The sequence below is a fragment of the Burkholderia sp. KL41 genome, from assembly GCF_057005415.2.
In genome coordinates, this window is record NZ_CM174447.1 from 458,693 (window position 1) to 475,682 (window position 16,990).

General features: G+C 69.3%; 16 protein-coding genes. 8 read left to right on the forward strand and 8 right to left on the reverse strand.

The window, feature by feature from the left end; translation table 11 throughout:
* The first annotated feature begins 16 nt into the window (after nucleotides 1–16).
* The 3 genes from add to PQB87_RS19725 all read left to right on the forward strand — a co-directional run bounded on the left by add (nucleotide 17) and on the right by PQB87_RS19725 (nucleotide 3,987).
* Nucleotides 17–1,117 (forward strand): adenosine deaminase, encoded by a 1,101-nt coding sequence (add, locus tag PQB87_RS19715; RefSeq protein ID WP_489243531.1) that lies wholly within the window; start codon nucleotides 17–19, stop codon nucleotides 1,115–1,117.
* Nucleotides 1,118–1,533: 416 nt separating this feature from the next.
* Nucleotides 1,534–1,986 carry a hypothetical protein gene (locus tag PQB87_RS19720; RefSeq protein WP_258404032.1) on the forward strand — a complete coding sequence of 151 codons (453 nt, stop codon included), beginning with the start codon at nucleotides 1,534–1,536 and terminating at the stop codon, nucleotides 1,984–1,986.
* Between the two features lie 84 nt (nucleotides 1,987–2,070).
* Nucleotides 2,071–3,987: a WG repeat-containing protein gene (locus PQB87_RS19725; protein WP_489243532.1), complete on the forward strand. Its 1,917-nt coding sequence runs from the start codon at nucleotides 2,071–2,073 to the stop codon at nucleotides 3,985–3,987.
* A gap of 46 nt (nucleotides 3,988–4,033) precedes the next feature.
* Here PQB87_RS19725 and PQB87_RS19730 read toward each other — a convergent pair whose 3' ends face one another.
* Both PQB87_RS19730 and pdxR read right to left on the reverse strand, forming a co-directional pair.
* Nucleotides 4,034–6,265 carry a penicillin-binding protein 1A gene (locus tag PQB87_RS19730; RefSeq protein ID WP_059709122.1) on the reverse strand — a complete coding sequence of 744 codons (2,232 nt, stop codon included), beginning with the start codon at nucleotides 6,263–6,265 and terminating at the stop codon, nucleotides 4,034–4,036.
* A gap of 97 nt (nucleotides 6,266–6,362) precedes the next feature.
* The gene (gene pdxR / locus PQB87_RS19735) at nucleotides 6,363–7,898 is read right to left on the reverse strand and encodes a MocR-like pyridoxine biosynthesis transcription factor PdxR (protein WP_489243533.1); all 1,536 of its coding nucleotides are present in this window, start codon (nucleotides 7,896–7,898) and stop codon (nucleotides 6,363–6,365) included.
* Between the two features lie 123 nt (nucleotides 7,899–8,021).
* Between pdxR and PQB87_RS19740 the strand changes: the two genes are divergently transcribed.
* Nucleotides 8,022–8,663 (forward strand): FMN-binding negative transcriptional regulator, encoded by a 642-nt coding sequence (locus tag PQB87_RS19740; RefSeq protein WP_059859747.1) that lies wholly within the window; start codon nucleotides 8,022–8,024, stop codon nucleotides 8,661–8,663.
* 100 nt (nucleotides 8,664–8,763) lie between these two features.
* On the opposite strand, the gene PQB87_RS19745 is transcribed toward PQB87_RS19740, so the two are convergent.
* The gene (locus tag PQB87_RS19745; RefSeq protein ID WP_060057948.1) at nucleotides 8,764–9,345 is read right to left on the reverse strand and encodes a thioredoxin family protein; all 582 of its coding nucleotides are present in this window, start codon (nucleotides 9,343–9,345) and stop codon (nucleotides 8,764–8,766) included.
* Nucleotides 9,346–9,587: 242 nt separating this feature from the next.
* Between PQB87_RS19745 and PQB87_RS19750 the strand changes: the two genes are divergently transcribed.
* Together PQB87_RS19750 and PQB87_RS19755 are read left to right on the forward strand one after the other, a co-directional pair.
* Entirely contained in the window at nucleotides 9,588–10,328 is a 741-nt protein-coding gene (locus tag PQB87_RS19750; RefSeq protein WP_021161177.1) for a response regulator, read from the forward strand.
* Nucleotides 10,325–11,653 (forward strand): ATP-binding protein, encoded by a 1,329-nt coding sequence (locus PQB87_RS19755; protein WP_489243534.1) that lies wholly within the window; start codon nucleotides 10,325–10,327, stop codon nucleotides 11,651–11,653. Before PQB87_RS19750 ends, PQB87_RS19755 begins: the two co-directional genes overlap by 4 nt.
* A gap of 181 nt (nucleotides 11,654–11,834) precedes the next feature.
* Here the strand turns inward: PQB87_RS19755 and PQB87_RS19760 are convergent, their stop codons facing one another.
* The 4 genes from PQB87_RS19760 to PQB87_RS19775 form a co-directional block, all read right to left on the reverse strand.
* A complete protein-coding gene (locus PQB87_RS19760; protein WP_489243535.1) occupies nucleotides 11,835–12,446 on the reverse strand; it encodes an alpha/beta fold hydrolase in 612 nt (203 codons plus the stop codon).
* Between the two features lie 53 nt (nucleotides 12,447–12,499).
* Nucleotides 12,500–13,234 carry a metallophosphoesterase family protein gene (locus PQB87_RS19765; RefSeq protein ID WP_489243537.1) on the reverse strand — a complete coding sequence of 245 codons (735 nt, stop codon included), beginning with the start codon at nucleotides 13,232–13,234 and terminating at the stop codon, nucleotides 12,500–12,502.
* A 118-nt stretch (nucleotides 13,235–13,352) separates the two neighbouring features.
* Nucleotides 13,353–13,889 (reverse strand): GNAT family N-acetyltransferase, encoded by a 537-nt coding sequence (locus tag PQB87_RS19770; protein WP_153490568.1) that lies wholly within the window; start codon nucleotides 13,887–13,889, stop codon nucleotides 13,353–13,355.
* Between the two features lie 12 nt (nucleotides 13,890–13,901).
* On the reverse strand, nucleotides 13,902–14,534 hold the full coding sequence (locus tag PQB87_RS19775; RefSeq protein ID WP_021161182.1) for a LysE family translocator: 633 nt from the start codon (nucleotides 14,532–14,534) through the stop codon (nucleotides 13,902–13,904).
* Between the two features lie 305 nt (nucleotides 14,535–14,839).
* Between PQB87_RS19775 and PQB87_RS19780 the strand changes: the two genes are divergently transcribed.
* Entirely contained in the window at nucleotides 14,840–16,033 is a 1,194-nt protein-coding gene (locus PQB87_RS19780; protein WP_021161184.1) for a porin, read from the forward strand.
* Between the two features lie 100 nt (nucleotides 16,034–16,133).
* Nucleotides 16,134–16,565, forward strand: a complete 432-nt coding sequence (locus PQB87_RS19785; protein ID WP_021161185.1) for a GFA family protein — start codon at nucleotides 16,134–16,136, stop codon at nucleotides 16,563–16,565.
* Between the two features lie 138 nt (nucleotides 16,566–16,703).
* Here PQB87_RS19785 and PQB87_RS19790 read toward each other — a convergent pair whose 3' ends face one another.
* Nucleotides 16,704–16,958, reverse strand: coding sequence for a hypothetical protein (locus PQB87_RS19790; protein WP_489243539.1), 255 nt, complete (start codon nucleotides 16,956–16,958; stop codon nucleotides 16,704–16,706).
* Nucleotides 16,959–16,990: the final 32 nt, after the last annotated feature.

Below are 16,990 nucleotides of genomic sequence, written 5' to 3' on the forward strand. Positions count from 1 at the left end.
CCAAAACGAGACTGCAATGAAGGCAACACCAGGTAACGTCCCGGCCGCGCGCACGGGCATCGAGATCACGCCGGCCCATCGGGCCTTCTTCCACGCGCTGCCGAAGGTCGAGCTGCATTGCCACCTGCTCGGCGCGGTGCGGCACGACACGTTCGTCGCGCTCGCGGAACGCAGCGGCGCGCCGATCGAGCGCGCGGAGATCGACGCGTTTTATGCGCGCGGCGAGAAGCCGGTCGGCGTGCTGCACGTGCTGCGCGCGCTCGACAAGTATCTGCTCACGCGGCCCGACGACCTGCGGCGCATCGCTTACGAGTATCTGGAGGATGCGGCCGCGCACAACGTGCGGCATGCGGAATATTTCTGGAACCCGACGGGCACGGTGCGGGTGTCGGGGATCGCGTATGCGGATGCGCAGGCCGCGATCGTGACGGCGATCCGCGACGCCGCGCGCGATTTCGGAATCGGCGCGCGCCTGATCCCGAGCATCGACCGCGAGCAGGATCCGGACGAGGCCGTGGCGATCGTCGAATGGATGAAGGCGCAGCGCGCGGACGAAGTGGCGGGGCTCGGGATCGACTATCGCGAGAACGACCGGCCGCCGGAGCTGTTCTGGAAGGCTTACCGCAATGCGCGCGCGGCCGGTTTCCGCACGACCGCGCATGCGGGCGAGTTCGGGATGCCGTGGCGCAACGTCGAGACGGCCGTCGACCTGCTGCAGGTCGATCGCGTCGATCACGGCTATACGATCGTCGATAACCCCGAGCTGTGCGCGCGCTACGCGGAACGCGGGATCGTCTTCACCGTCGTGCCGACGAATTCGTACTACCTGCGCACGCTGCCGCCGGAGCAATGGGCGGAACGGCATCCGATGCGCAAGATGCCGGGCCTCGGGCTGAAGATCCATCCGAACACCGACGATCCGACGCTGCACAAGGTCAACCCGTCGGAGGCGTGGGAGCTGATGTTCAGCCATTTCGGCTTTACGGTCGCCGATCTCAAGCAATTCATGCTGAACGGGATCGACGGCGCGTGGGTCGACGATGCGACGAAGGCCGCGTGGCGTGCGGCGTGGGCGCCGGAGTTCGATACGCTGGCCGCGACGCTCGCGGCCGGTTGAGCGCGTTGCCTGCCACATCGGCCGGCCGGCGCGTCAGCCGGCCGGCACTTCGTTCAGGTGGAAACGCAGGTCGCCCGCGTCGAGCAACGCCGCGTAGCGGTACAGCAGGTTCGCGATCTCGACAGCGCTTGCGGTCATGCGGCCTCCGGCATCGATGGACGATGACGGCGATGGTGCGCGGTGCGGGGGTGGGCCGCTTCGTCCAGGTGGACTAAGGCGGCGCATCGTTCAGGCGCGATGCCGCGCACGCATCCCACCATGGCTTCGCATCGCCTGGCGCGACCTGCCAGCCTTGCGGGCTGGCGTACGTCGGTCGCGTTCGCTATATTGGCGCACGGCGGCACCCGGTCGTGCCGCTGCCGCCGTGCGCGCCCGCGCCGGCGTCCGACAATAATTCGAATCCTGAGAGGCCCGCCGTGCGCATTCCTGTTTTCTGTCTGATGTTGTTCGTCTCGATGTCCGCGCGAGCCGGCAGTGCCTGCGACGGGCTGCTCGGCGATTACGCGCCGGCCGCCGGCAAGCCGGCGACGCTGCGCGTCGAGAGAGTGGGCGGCAAGATCGTGCTGCGCGGGCGCGACGCCGGCCAGTGGAGTGCCGAAACGGCACCGACGCAGGAAGCCGAGCTGGAAACCGACGGCCCTGACAAGGCGCCGCCGGGCGCCTGTGTGCTCGAGGTGCCGGGCGGCGAACTGATCAAGATGCCGATCGGCTCGCCGTATCAGGTCACGTCGATCACGGGCAACAGCTTCACCACGAAGCATTCGACCACGGGCGTCCTGCTGCGCAGGGTGCAGGGCTTCCAGGTCGACGGTATCGAGCTGTATCGGGTCGCGCGCCGCGGCGACTCGCCGCCGGCCGCGGCGCGCTGACGGCGTGCGAGCCGACGTACCGCGATACACGACGACACGACGACACAACGACACGACGACACGACGACGAGGGCGACCCTTCCGATGGGCAATCGATCATGGCTTTATCTTCAGGCCGGTGACGGCGACGACGCGCGAACGATCGAGTTCGCGGAATCCAACAATCACTTTCCGCTGCTGTGGCGCGTGCTGCTCGCCGACGGCGGCGCGGGCGACGCGATAACGGATCAGCGCGTGTTCGGCGACGCCGGCACGCCGAACCTCGTGAGCGATGCACGCGCGGCGCATGCGCGACTCAGCCGGCTCGCGTCGTTCGTCGTCGCGTATCCGCTGCGCGGCGACGATCCGGCGCTCGCGCGCCAGTTCGATGCGCTCGTGCGTCACCTCGGCGAGTCGATCGATGCGTTCGGCGATGCGCACGGCGCACCGCGGCTGTCCGCGAATCTCGACGAACTGTCATGGCTCGACGGCGGCGATCCGGACGAATTCATCCGCGAGGAACGCGACAACTGCACGCGCCTGTGGTGGCGGGTCGCGAACTGCATGGATTTCCGCGACGTGCGCGGCGTGCGCGACGTGCTCGAGATCGATACGCCCGCCGACTGGCGCGACTGGGCGTGGGGCTTCGGGTTCGGCGGCGTGTCGCATTACTATTTCCAGCGACAGGAGCCGCCGCGCGGCGTGGCGTTTGCCGAGATGTTCGACGCCGGCGAAGTGCACGGCAACTGGCTCGGCTACGGCACGTTCAGCTTTCGCGCGCGCAACGGCCTGTGGGGCGTGCGGCGGGAAGTCGACGACGCGTGGCACGTGATCGTGCCGCCCGAGTGGACGAACCTGTGGACGAGCGGCGCGCGCGATCGCCGGTTGCTATGGGCCGCGCGCGACGGGAAGGTCGGCCTGCTGTTCGCCGATGGCGACGTCGACGGCGATGGCGACGAGATGCGGATCGTGCGCGAACCGGCGTTCGACGCGGTGTGGGATTTCAGCGGCGACGTCGCGTGCGTGCGCGTCGGCGAGCGGTTCGGGCTCGTGGGCACGGACGGCGCGTGGGTGCTCGAACCGTCGCTCGACGATTTCGGCGAATTCACCGGCGGGGTTGCGTCCGCGAGCCTGGACGGCCGCTGGGGCTTCGTCGACACGCACGGCGCGTGGGTGATTCCGCCACGCTTCGACGATGCACATGAATTCGTGAACGGCGCCGTCGCGGCGGTATCCGAAGGCGAGCAGTGGGGGCTGATCGGGCGCGACGGGCAATGGCGCGCGACGCCCGAGTGGGCCGCGCTCGAATGGTCGTCCGAATGCGGTGCCTTCCTTGCGCGACGCAACGGCCATGTGGGCCTGGTCGATGCGAAAGGCCGGGTCGTCGTCGAGCCGTTTTACGCGGAAATCGCCACGCTGACCGACGACGAACGGACGGACATGCTGTCCGAGCTTGGCGCGATCCGCCATGTCGTGCGGCGCGACGACGGGCGTTGCGCGATCGTCGACGGGCAGGGCCACGTGCTGACGCCGTTCGATTTCGTCAACATGGGGGCGCTGCCGTGGTTGCCCGATGACGAAGCCGTGCCGGGCGAACTGTTCACGCGGTACGCGATCGGCGTGCTGCCGGGCGAGCCGGTGAAGGTTGCGATCTGCGATCTCGAGAAGGGCGCGACGGTCGTGCAGGGGCGCTACGACGACGTGGCCGGCCTGTTCTGGGGTGCGGATCACGGCTGGCTGACCTGCGTGCAGGACGAGGGCGGTGACGACGTGCGGGCGACGGTGTTTCGCGCGGACGGCACCGTGCTGCATCCGGCGCGTTACACGCGGATCGGCGACGATGCGCTGTTCGACGACGATCCCGATGCCGCTGCCGGGCACACGACGTTGATGCCGTGGTACGTCCGTCGTGCCGAGGTCGCGCAGAACTGGAGCATGGGCGAACCGGTCGCCGCGTTGCGCGACGACGGCGTGCCGGTATGGCTGTACGCGGACGGGCACGCGACGACGACGCGGCGCTAGCCGGGGCCGCTGGCGTGCATGCCGGCGTGGCATGCAGGCACGACGTTCAGCGGAAGAACCTCAGCCAGTCGAACAGGCCGGGGTGCGGACGCCGCTTCGGCGCCGGCGCCGGTGCGCTGCGCGGCCGGAAGTCGGGCGAGAACTGCGCACGCGGATCGATCGCGCGCGTACGCAGTGCCGCATCGTAGAACGCCCCGACGATCGGCAACGCGCTGTGCGCGCCCGCGCCCCAGTAGTCGCTGCGCAGCGTCACGTTGCCGTCGTCGAAGCCGACCCACGCGCCGGCCACCAGTTGCGGATGCATCAGGATGAACCAGCCGTCCGTGTTGTCCTGCGTCGTGCCGGTCTTGCCCGCGACGTCGACGCGGATCCCGTAGCGCGAACGGATGTCCTCGCCGGTTCCGTAATCGACGACGCCGCGCATCACGTCGACCAGCGTCTGCGCGGCGGCCACCGGCAACGCGCGTTCGGGCGGTGCGCTGTTGAATGCGGCGAGCACCTTGCCGTCGCGATCCTCGATGCGCGTGATCATCTGCGGCGCGACGTATACGCCCCGATTCGCGATCGTCCCGTAGGCGGACACCATTTCCTTCAGCGTGACGGGGCTCGTGCCGAGCGCGAGCGACGGCACCGCGTCGAGCGGGCTTTCGCGCACGCCCATCGCGCGCGCGAGCTGCGCGACCCTGGCCGCGCCTTCGCGCTGCATCACCTGCGCGGTGATGCGGTTGCGCGACAGCGCGAGCGCGTCGCGCAGCGTCATCGGTGCGTCCGTCGGCGGCTCGGCATCGGTCGGACGCCATACCGCATGCGTGCCGATCGGGATCGCGACGGGGCGATCGACGAACGTGTCGCCCGGCCGCATGCCGTCCGCGAACGCGGCGCCATAGACGAACGGCTTGAACGTCGAACCCGGCTGGCGCCGTGCCTGCACCACGTGATCGAACGGCTCGCTGCCGAAGTCGGGGCTGCCGACCCATGCGCGAATCGCGCCGTTGCGCGGGTCGATCGCGACGAAGCCGGCCTGCACCTGCGTCTTGCGTTCGCATAACGCATGCATGAACGCGCGATTCGCGCCGAGCTGCTTCAGCGCGGCGACATCGGCGAGCCCTGCGGCGCGCGCGTCGCGATAGTCGGGCGTCTGCCGGATGAAGCCGCGGAACAGGTCGTTGCGCAGCCCGCAGCCGGACGGGCCGCGCCATGCGCTGTCCGCGACTGCCTGCAGGCGATCGGTTTGCTGCGTCAGCGCTTGCGTCGCCATGTCCTGCAGTTGCGCATCGAGCGTCGTGCGCACGACGAGGCCGTCCGAGTAGAGGTCGTAGTTGTTGCGGTCGGCCCAGGCGATCAGCCACTTGCGCAGCTGCACCGCGAAGTGCGGAGCCGGGCCCGGCTGAGCGGTCTGCGGCTCGAAGTCGACGCGCAGCGGCCGGCGCTGCAATTGCGCGAGCTGCCGCGGCGACAGCATGCCCATCGCCGCCATCCGCGCGAGCACGATGTTGCGGCGCTGGACCGCGCGTTCCGGATTCAGCACCGGGTTGTAGTAGCTGTTGCCCTTCAGCATCCCGACGAGCGTCGCGCTTTCGACGATATCGAGCTGGTCGGCCGATTTGCCGAAGTAGGTACGCGCGGCCATCTCGACGCCGTACGCGTTGTACAGGAACGGCACGGTGTTCAGGTAGGTCTCGAGAATCTCGTCCTTGCTGTACACCGTCTCGATCTTGAACGCGGTGATCAGCTCCTTCACCTTGCGCGTGAGCGTCGGTGCGCGGCCGACTTCGTCCGGGTACAGGTTGCGCGCGAGTTGCTGCGTGATCGTCGAGCCGCCCTGGCGGCTGCCCGAGAACGTATGCAGCCCGGCCGCGAGCGTGCGGCGCCAGTCGATGCCGTGATGCGCGTAGAAGCGGTGGTCCTCGGTCGCGATCAGCGCGTCGACCATGTGCGGCGAGATCTGCTTGAGCGGCACCCATTCGCGGTTGACGGGCCGGAATTCGGCGATGACCTGGCCGTCGGCCGACAGCACGCGCGCGGGGCGGTCGATGCGGGCCTTGCGGATGTCGCCGATGCTCGGCGTGAACGGCACGAACGCGAGCAGCACCAGCAGGCCGGCCATCGGTATCGCGGCGAGCGTCAGCGCGACGCCGCGGCGCGTCGGATGGCGCAGGCGATGCCATGCGCCGGCGCACAGCGCGCGGATGCGCGCGCGGCTGGCGGCGGCCAGCGGTGCGACGCGGGCGCGGCAACGGAGCCACGCGTCTCGAAGAAGCGGCACGAAGCGGTTCAAGGCGGCAGGAGCGCGGATGGAGGAGGCGCGATCCTAGCAAACGACCCACGTGCGACGCCCGCTGAAACGGCCATTTGCTTGCAGGATTTACAGACGATTACGTTTGTTGCCCATCGACAACCTTTTGCGGCACCCGCCGCCGCGATTCCGCTGACGATACGACGTCCGCGAGCCGTTGCGCGGCCGCTTCCATCTGCGCGCGGCCGAACCCGCCGAAGCCCAGCACGAGCCCTGGGCGGGCCGTGCCCGGCGCGAACATCGGCGACACCGCGCGCACCGCGACGCCGGCTTGCGCGGCGCGCTCGACCACGTCGAGATCGTCGATGCCGTTTGCGAGCCACAGCATGACGTGCATCCCCTGGTCGCCCGGCTGCACCCACGCGCGTTCGCGCGGCAGCCGCGCACCGAGCGTGTCGATCAGCAGCGCGCGTTGCTCCGCATACACGCCGCGCACGCGGCGGATGTGGCGGTCGAGATGGCCTTCCGCGATGAACGCGGCCAGCACGTGCTGGTCGGCGGTCGGCACATGGCGATCCATCAGTGCGCGCGCGCCGCAGAACGCGGGCACGAGATCGTGGGGGGCGATCACGTAGCCGAGCCGCAGCGACGGAAACAGGATCTTGCTGAACGTGCCGAGGTAGATCACGCGATCGGGGTCGAGACCCTGCAGCGACGGGAACGGATAGCCTTCGTAGCGCAGCTCGCTGTCGTAGTCGTCCTCGACCACCCACGCGTGTCGTGCACGCGCCCACGCGAGCAGCGCATTGCGCCGCGCCATGCTGAGCGGCATGCCGAGCGGATACTGGTGCGACGGCGTGACGAACGCGGCGCGCGCATCGGGTGCGAGGCGGATGCCGGCGTCGACGTCGAGGCCGTCGGCGTCGACCGGCACGCGCACCATCGCGTCGTGTCGCCCGGTGCTCTCGAGCAGCGCGGTGATGCCGCGATAGGCCGGGTTCTCGACCCAGGCGCGGTCGCCCGCGCCGAGCAGCAGCTGGCTCGCGAGGTGCAGCCCCTGCTGCGTGCCGCTCGTGATCACGACCTGGGCGGCCTCGCAGCGCACCGAGCGCGAACGGCGCACGTAGTCGGCGATCGCTTCGCGCAGCGGCAGCGCGCCTTGCGGATCGGCATAGCCGGACGGCGCGCCGGCGCCGCGCGCGCGCAGGCGGTTGCCGAGCCGGCGCCAGATGTCGTCGGGTGCGGTGAGGCCGATCGGTACCGAGATCGCGAACGGCATCGCCGGCAGCGGGCGGAATTCGCGGGCGATCCGCGCGAAGGCGGCGGCCGGCTCGGGCAGCCCGGCGTGGGCCGCGCGCCGTCGTGGCGCGGGCGGCGCGGGTTCGGGGCCGGGCGGCGGTTCCGCGAGCGCGTTCGCGACCCGCGTGCCCGCGCCGCCGCGCGATTCGAGAAAGCCTTCGGCGATGAGCTGCGCATACGCATCGACGACGGTGCCGCGGGCAACCTGCAGCGACGTGGCGAGCAGCCGCGTGGACGGGAGCGCATCGCCCGGCCGGACGTCGCCGCGACGCACGGCTTCGCGCAGCGCCTGCGCGAGCTGGCGGCTCAGGTCGCCGGCCGCACGGTCGAGCGCGCCGAGCGACGGGATTTCGACGATCCGGGTCGTTCTTGCCATGATTCTGGTCTGCTGAAATTGTTCCAAACCGGCTCTACAGCATAAACCAGTTTGAAGTCACAATCGGCGGGTGACGGGCTCGCGCCCGCGCCCTTTCCAACCCCGCATGACCGTGGAGCCGACATGTACGTCCCCGACGAATTCAACGAGCCCGACCCCGACGCGATGCGCGAGCTGATCGTGCAGCATCCGTTCGGCAGCCTGATCACGCACGGCAGGAACGGGCTCGACGCGAACCACATTCCGTTCGAACTGCTGCCCGACGACGACGGCGGGCTCGGCGAGCTGCATGCGCACGTCTCGCGCGCGAATCCGGTCTGGCAGGACGTTGCGAACGGCGACGAGGTGCTCGCGATCTTCCGTGCGGGCGACGCCTACATCTCGCCGACCTGGTATCCGAGCAAGCACGTGGCGCACCGGCAGGTGCCGACCTGGAACTACGTGGTCGTGCACGCGCACGGCCGCATCACGGTGCGCGACGACGAGAAGTTCGTGCGCGGCGTGGTCGCGCGGCTGACGCGCACGCACGAGGCGTCGCAGCCGGTGCCGTGGAAGATGGGCGACGCGCCGAAGGACTACATCGACAGGATGCTGGAGTCGATCGTCGGGCTGCAGATCGAGATCACGCGGCTCGTCGGCAATCGCAAGCTCGGGCAGAACAAGGACGAAGCCGATATCCGCGGCGCGGGCGAAGCGCTGGTCGCGGAGGGCAACCTCGCGATCGGGGAGGCGATGCTCGCGGCGGCCGACGCGAAACGCGAGTGACGCGAGTGACGCGAGTGACGCGAGTGACGCGCAAGCGGCGTGCACGCCGTGACCCCGGCGGTGTGCGCGGGCGAGTGCCACGCCCGCGCACCGGCGCCCGTCATTGCGTGCGCGTCGCGCCCTTCGTGCCTTCTCCCGCCTGCGCGAGCGCGTCGCGAATCGCGGCCTCGGTCTGGTCGTACGCGCCTTCGCCATAGCGCGTATAGACGACCTTTCCGCTCGCGTCGATCAGGTAGAGCGCGGGCCAGTACTGGTTGCCGTACGCGCGCCACGTGTCGTAGCGGTTGTCCTGCGCGACCGGATACCGGATGCCGAAGCGCCTGATCGCATCGGCGACGTTGCCCGCGTCGCGCTCGAACGGATACTCGGGCGTATGCACGCCGACCACCACGAGCCCCTGGTCGCGATACTTGCGGTCCCACTCCTTCACGTACGGAATCGTATGAATGCAGTTGATGCACGAGTACGTCCAGAAATCGACGAGCACGACCTTGCCGCGCAACTGGCCGAGCGTCAGCGGCGCGCTGTTGTGCCAGCGGTCTATGCCCGTGAAATCGGGGGCCGCCGTCCCGGCCTGCGAGGCCGGCATGCTCGCCTCGTCTCGGGTGCCGGCGAACGCGGCGAGCCCGGCCGTGGCGGCGAGGGCGATGACGAGGGCGGCGGTCTTGAGTCGGGGCAGCATGGCGTTCTCCTGAGCGGGAGGCCGTCGCTCGGAGGCGGCGGCCGGACGGGTTTCGACAGGCCCCATTAGGCGGCGCCGACGTATCCGCGATGTGTCCGGCAAGTCGCGCGTGTGCAATGTTGTGTGTCGTCGCGGCGGCGCGATACATTGGGATACAAACGCGTGCCCGCCGTGCGGTATAAAAGCGGACATCGCCTGCCTCGACTCATCGACCCATCGATACCTCGATACCGAAACGACCCATGGACAAGATCGACCACGTGCTGATCGTCGACGACGATCGCGCGATCCGCGAACTGATCGCGGATTATCTGGAGAAGAACGGCATGCGCGTATCGCTGGCCGCGAACGGCCGCGAGATGCGCAACGTGCTGGACGACGGCGCGCCCGACCTGATCGTGCTCGACCTGATGATGCCGGGCGAGGACGGCCTCACGCTGTGCCGCGACCTGCGCGCGGGCAAGTTCCGGACGGTGCCCGTGCTGATGCTGACCGCGCGCGGCGAGGAAACCGACCGCATCATCGGCCTCGAGATGGGTGCCGACGACTACCTCGCCAAGCCGTTCGCGGTGCGCGAACTGCTCGCGCGGATCCGCTCGGTGCTGCGGCGCGCACGCATGCTGCCGCCCGGCATGCAGGTGACGGAAACGGCCGCGATGCTCGCGTTCGGCGAATGGCGTCTCGACACGACCGGACGCCACCTGCTCGATACCGACGGCACGCTGGTCGCGCTGAGCGGCGCCGAATACCGGCTGCTGCGCGTGTTCCTCGACAACCCGCAGCGCGTGCTGACGCGCGACCAGTTGCTCAATCTCACGCAGGGGCGGCAGTCCGACCCGTTCGACCGGTCGATCGACCTGCTCGTGAGCCGGCTGCGCCAGCGCCTGCGCGACGGCGCGCGCGAGCCGCGCTACATCAAGACGCTGCGCAACGAGGGCTACGTGTTCTCGTCGGCCGTGACCGCCGTCGACGGTACGCCATGAGCACGCGCACGTTGACGATGTGGCATTGGCCGCGCTCGCTGTTCGCGCGGCTCGCGCTGATCCTGTGCGTGGGCCTCGCGCTCGCGCAGACGCTGTCGTTCTGGCTCACGGTGACCGAGCGCGACCAGGCGACCACCAACCTGATGATGGGCTACATCGAGCGCGAGGTCGCCAGCTCGGTCGCGCTGCTCGACCACCTGCCGCCGGCCGAGCGGGTCGCCTGGCTGCCGCGCCTCGCGCGGCGCAGCTATGCGTTCATCCTCGGGCCCGGCGAGACCGGCACGCCGCCGGAAGCGCGGCTGTCGGCGCGCGTCGAGCGGTCGATTTCCGACGGCATCGGCGGCGACTATCCGCTGACCGCGAACGCGATCCCCGGCGACCGCGAACATCTGCAGGTGCATCTGCGCCTGACCGACGGGTCGCCGCTCACGATCGACATCCATCCGATGTCGACGGTGCCGCTGTCGGGCTGGCTGCCGGTCGTGCTCTTGCTGCAGCTCGCGGTGCTGGCCGCGTGCTGCTGGCTCGCGGTGCGGCTCGCAACGCGGCCGCTCAAGCAGCTCGCGCAGGCCGCCGATGCGCTCGGCCCCGACCTGAAGGGCGAGCGGCTGAACGAGGACGGGCCGTCGGAAGTCGCACGCGCCGCCCGGGCGTTCAACGCGATGCAGGACCGCATCGCGCAGTACATGGCCGAGCGCATGCAGATCCTCGCGTCGATCTCGCACGACCTGCAGACGCCGATCACGCGAATGCGCTTGCGCGTCGACGTGATGGACGACGACACGCAGGGCGCGAAGCTGCGCCAGGACCTGCTCGAGATGGAGCATCTGGTGAAGGAGGGCGTGGCGTATGCGCGGACGCTGCACGGCACCGAGGAGGCCGCGCGCCGCATCGATCTCGATGCGCTGCTCGACAGCATCGTGTGTGATTACACGGATGCGGGGCAGGACGTGGCGCTGCACAGCCGCGCGCCGCTCGCGCTCGTCACGCGGCCGAAGGCGCTGCGCCGCATCGTCGGCAACCTCGTCGACAACGCGCTGAAGTTCGCGGGCGCGGCCGAGATCGACGTGCACGCCGCGCCGGACGGCGGCGCGGTGATCGCCGTGCTCGACCGCGGGCCCGGCATTCCGGACGATCAGCTCGACGCGGTGTTCGAGCCGTTCCGGCGCGTGGAGACGTCGCGCAACCGGGAGACGGGCGGCACGGGGCTCGGCCTCGCGATCGCGCGGCAACTCGCGCTTGCGATGGGCGGCACGCTCACGCTGAACAACCGGGCGGACGGCGGCGGGCTGGAGGCGCGACTCACGCTGCGCAATGCGGGGTGACGAGGGGGGCGGCGCGTGGCCGTGTGGTTTCAGGTTCGTGCCGAAGCCGTAGCGGAAACTGACGCCGAAGCCGAAGCCGACGCCGAAACCGAAGCCGAAGCCGAAGCCGAAGCCGAAGCCGAAGCCGAAGCCGAAGCCGAAGCCGGAACCGGAACCGACGCCGAAGCCGAAGCACGCGACGTCACACGCGCTGCAGATGCGCGTCGACGAGCGGCGCGAGCGCCGCCGCATGCACGGCCGCGAGATCGTGCCGGCCGCCCGGCACGACATGCAGCTGCGCGTCGGGCAGCCGCTCGAGCAGGCGCCGGCCGGCCGCGACGGGGCTGAGCGGATCGTCGTCGCCCCACAGCAGCAGCGTCGGCTGCGCGATGCGGCCGATTTCCCGCGACAGGTCGGCACGGAACGTCAGGAACCAGTCGGGCAGCTGCGGGTTGGCTTGCGCGAACCCGGCCCGCCAGTCCTGCGCGCCGAGCCCTTCCATGTCGAGCCCGCCGGACGTGACCGTCAGTACGAGGTGCGTGACCAGGCCGGGCTTGTCGAGCGCCGCGCGCATCGCGATCACGCCGCCCATCGATTGCGCGATCACGGCGGTCGGCCGGTCGATCGTTTTCAGGACATGACGCACGAGGCTGTCGAAATCGTCGACGGCCGGATCGCGCGGCGTGTCGCCGAAACCCGGATAGCCGACGATCCGGCGTTCGGCCGGATGCGTCAGGCTGCCTGCGAGCGGTTGCCAGAAGGCGGTGCTGCCCGATGCGCCGGGCAGGAAGAGCAGTTGCGACGGAACGGGCATGGTGGCGCGGTTTTCCGGTGAATGAAGTAACAGCGGGTGGCGGGGAGCGCGTGTCAGCACCGGCCGGTGCGCAGCGCGACGGTCCAGTCGTCGCGCCCGCGCGATGCCGCGGTGGCGGCCGCCGTGTGCCAGTCGTATTCGACCGCATGAAATTCGACGTTCCAGCCGGCCGCCGTGCGCGACACCATCGCGTAGCGCGCATGCGGCGAACCCGTTTCGATGCGGTGCGGGTGCGGCAGGTCGTCCGCGTAGGCCTGCAGCCCGACGCTGCCCGGGTTGACGATCAGCCGGCCGTCGTCGAGCCTGGCCGTACGCGGGATGTGCGTGTGGCCGCACAGGATCAGCGATGCCGGTTCGTCGCCCGCGCGTTGCGCGATTTCCGCGGGCGTCGCCGCGCGGCAGCCGTCGGGCGTGACGGTTTCGAGGAAATAGGCGAGGTCGCTGCCGGGCGTGCCGTGCACCATCAACACGTCGCCGTCGAGCGTCGCGCGCTCGGGCAGCGCGGCGATCCATTCGAGATGATCGGCGCGCAGCGTGTCGTGCGCCCAGCGATCCGACAGCCGCATCGACTCGCGATCGCCGCCGAGCAGTTGCCGTTCGTGATTGCCCCTGATGGTCGGCAGGTCGAGCGCGATCAGGCGGTCGGCCGTTTCGGGCGGATGGAGCGCCCCCGACAGGATGTCGCCGAGATTGACGATCACGTCGGCGCCGCGGCGGCGGACGTCGTCGAGCACCGCGTCGAGCGCGGCGAGGTTGCCGTGGATGTCGGACAGCGCGGCGATTTTCATGGTGGATCGTCGGGGAAGGGAACGGCGATTGTCGCCAATTCGGTTCGGGTCGTCCAATGGCGCGCACGTGCGATTCCGCAGGCCGTGAGCGGCTGGGCGTGAAGCCGCGGGTGGCGCGTCAGTCGGTCGCGAGGCGCGCGTACATCGCGAAATCGCCCGGTGTGCCGCGCACCATCCTGTACGCGCGCAACAGCCCTTCGTAGCGGTAGCCGCACTTCTGCAGCACGCGCGCGGAGCCCGCGTTGCTGGTCAGCACCACGCCCTGCACGCGCATGAAGCCGCCGTCCGCGAAGGCCCACGCGGTGACGGCCGCGCACAGCGCGCTCGCGACCCCGCGCCCCCAGTGCGACGGCGCGAGATCGTATGCGATCTCGGCCGAGCGGTTCACGGTGGAGACGGTATGCAGGCCGATCGTCCCGGCGAGCGCGCCCGATGCGTCGTCGATCACGGCGAGACGCCGGATCGAATCGGGGTCGGTCGATTCGATGGTGTCGAACAGCGGCAGCAGATCGCCGGGCGAGCGCAGGTTCCAGCTCGTGTGGCGGAAGACGTCGGGCATCGACAGGTACGCGTACCAGGCATCGAGGTCGGCGCGTTCGAGCTGGCGGAGCGACAGGCCCGGAAATCCGGAACGGGGCGGTGCGGCGATTTTCATCGGCGTCCGCCCCTACGCCGCATGACGCCGGTACAACGCCAGCGACCCGGCGAGCGCGAGCAGCATCGCGCCGCACGTGCGTTCGAGCCACAGCGCGCCCGCGCGCTTCAGCAGCCGCACCGCGCGTGCGCCGAGCAGCGCGTAGCCGAACATCACCGCGCCGTCGAGCAGCGCGAAGGTGACCGCGAGCGCGACGTATTGCGGCGCGAGCGGCGCGGACGGATCGAGGAACTGCGGCAGGAACGCGGAGAAGAACAGGTAGCCCTTCGGGTTCGTCACCGCCGTGAGGAAACTCTTCGCGAAGATCGACGCGTTGCGCCCGGATACCGCTTCACCGTGCGCGGCGGCGACGTCGAGCGAACCCTTCGACATCAGCAGCCGGATGCCGACGTACGCGAGGTAAGCGGCGCCGAGCCACTTCACGACCGAGAACCAGAACGCCGACGCCATCAGCAGCGCGCCGAGGCCGAGCGCGACCGCGACGATCAGCACGAAATCGGACAGCATCGCGCCCGCGAAGCCGTAGGCCGCGCGTCGCACGCCGTAGCGCGAGCCGTTGGTCAGCGCGAGCAGCACGGTCGGGCCGGGTGTCGCGATGCCGACGAAGGCGACGGCGGCAAAGACCAGCAGGGTCGTTTCATGCATGACGGAACTCCCGAGGGAAGGGGCGCGCTCGATTATCGGCTGCGCCCGCCCGGGCTGTACAGGGACGTCGCGCCGCGCACACGGCCGCCCGGTCGACTATCTCGATTTTGGCAATAAACTTTTTTCATTATTCCGCTTCAGGTTGAAACCGGTTCCATTTACCATGGCGGCCGCAGCGGGCATGCCCGCCGCGTCGTCGCGCGCGGACGATGCCGGCCTCGCACCGCCGGCGGATCTTGCCGCCCGCGCGCTACTCGCAACTGACAGCCAGAACAACGGGTTCACCGCCCGGAGACACGACAATCATGAACAAGCAACTGATCGCAGCCCCGCTGCTGCTCTCGCTCGCGGGCGTCGCCGCCGCGCAAAGCTCCGTCACGCTGTACGGCATCGTCGACGCGGGCGTGACCTATCGCAGCAACGAACGGGTCGGCTCCGCGGGCGCGTACACCGGCCATTCGAACGTCGGGCTCACGACCGGCAACCTGTCCGGCAGCCGCTGGGGCATCAAGGGGTCCGAGGATCTGGGCGGCGGGATGCGCGCGCTGTTCGTCCTCGAGAACGGTTTCGACATCACGAACGGCACGTCGGGCCAGGGTGGCCGCCAGTTCGGCCGCCAGGCGTTCGTCGGCCTGGGCAGCGACCGCTACGGCACGGTCACGCTCGGCCGCCAGTACACGTCGCTCGACGATTTCGTGAGCCCGGTCGGCCCGTCGTCGTTCATCGGCGGCTTCGGCGCACACCCGGGCGATATCGACGACCTCGACCAGACGGCGCGCGTCGACAGCTCGATCAAGTACACGAGCGCCAACTACTCGGGCTTCACGTTCGGCGCGCTGTACGGTTTCGGCAGCCAGCCGGGCAGCATGAAGCAGCGCAACACGTGGAGCGTCGGCGCGGCCTACGCGGCGGGCCCGCTGCGTGTCGGCGTCGGTTACGAGCGTTCGGACAACAGCAAGACGGGCGCGACCGACCCGACGGCCGGCAAGTGGCAGAGCACCGACGACGGGCTGTTCAACTCGTCGATCAACGAAGGCTATGCGAGCGCGCAGTCGCAGCAGATCATCGCGACCGGCGCGACCTACGATTTCGGCCCGGCCGTCGTCGGGGTGAACTACAGCAACGTGCAGTACCGCAGCGGCGACCAGTCGCGGTTCACGGGCCACGCGACGTTCAACGTCGCGGGCGTGTTCACGCGCTGGAACGTGCGCCCGCAGACGCAACTGTTCGCGGGCTACAGCTACACGCGCGGCAGCGATGTCGATGGCGTGGACGACCGCGCGCAGTATCACAACGTCACGCTCGGCGCCACCTATGACCTGTCGAAGCGCACCAGCGTGTACCTGCTCGGCGCGTACCAGCACGCATCGGGCATGACGCTCGACGCGCTCGGCCGGCCGGTGGCCGCGACCGCGTCGGTGTCCGACAAGGCGAACGGCCACTCGTCCGATTCGCGGTCGCAGGCCATCGTCAGCCTCGGCCTGCGCCAGAAGTTCTGACGCGCAGCGATCGTTGCGTCCGCAACGTTGCCCGCAGCCGGTGCGGGCGACGTTGCAGGCATGCCCCTATACTGTCGCCTCCGTTCTTCGAGGAGACGACATGACCCGAACGTATTCCGCGAGTTGCCTGTGCGGAACCGTCACCGTGACGTTGCGCGGCGAGCCGGCGGCGCGCGCGAACTGCCATTGCGCGACCTGCCGCGATTTCTACGGCACGCCGGTGCTGTCCGCGACCGCATGGCCGCCGGAGCAGGTGGCCGTCGAGGGCGGCCATGCGACGTTCCCGCATCCGGCGAAGTCGATGTCGCGCACGTATTGCGCGTCCTGCGGCGAGATCGTGTGCGGCACCAACCGGCTCGGCATGCGCGTCGTACCGAACAGCCTGGCCGCGCGTGCGCACGGCGGGCAACTGCCCGGCGACCTGCAGCCGACGATGCACCTGTTCTACCGGCACCGCGTGATCGACGTCGTGGACGCGCTGCCGAAATTCCTCGACGGCTGGGACGGCCCGACGCTCGACGACGCGAACTGAACGATCGCGGCTGCGTGCCGGCATGGCCGGCGCGCGGTTCTTTCCGCCGTATCCCGCTTTCTCCTTCCTCCCGCTGCATGCCGCCGCGCTGAATCGCACCGACGCGATCGAGCCGGACAATATTTTTTCCCTTTCATTTCAATTTCGATTTGTAATCATCGAACCCATTTCCGGGGAATGAAAAAGGCAATGCGGAAATTTCAGAAAAAATGACGTATTTGAATTGAGCAATCCGGAAGAAAATGCCGGGGAAAAGCGCCGAAGCCGTGCGGCCGGCAAGCCGTTGCGGCGCGGTGGGCGGGTTTGACCATCGTTGACGGAAAAGCGCCGGACGGCAAAAAGAATGGCGTGAATAATTCGTGATGAAGGCGAATGCGCTTTAGCCGGAATCACCAATATTTCATGTGCCGCGATTTACAGTGTCG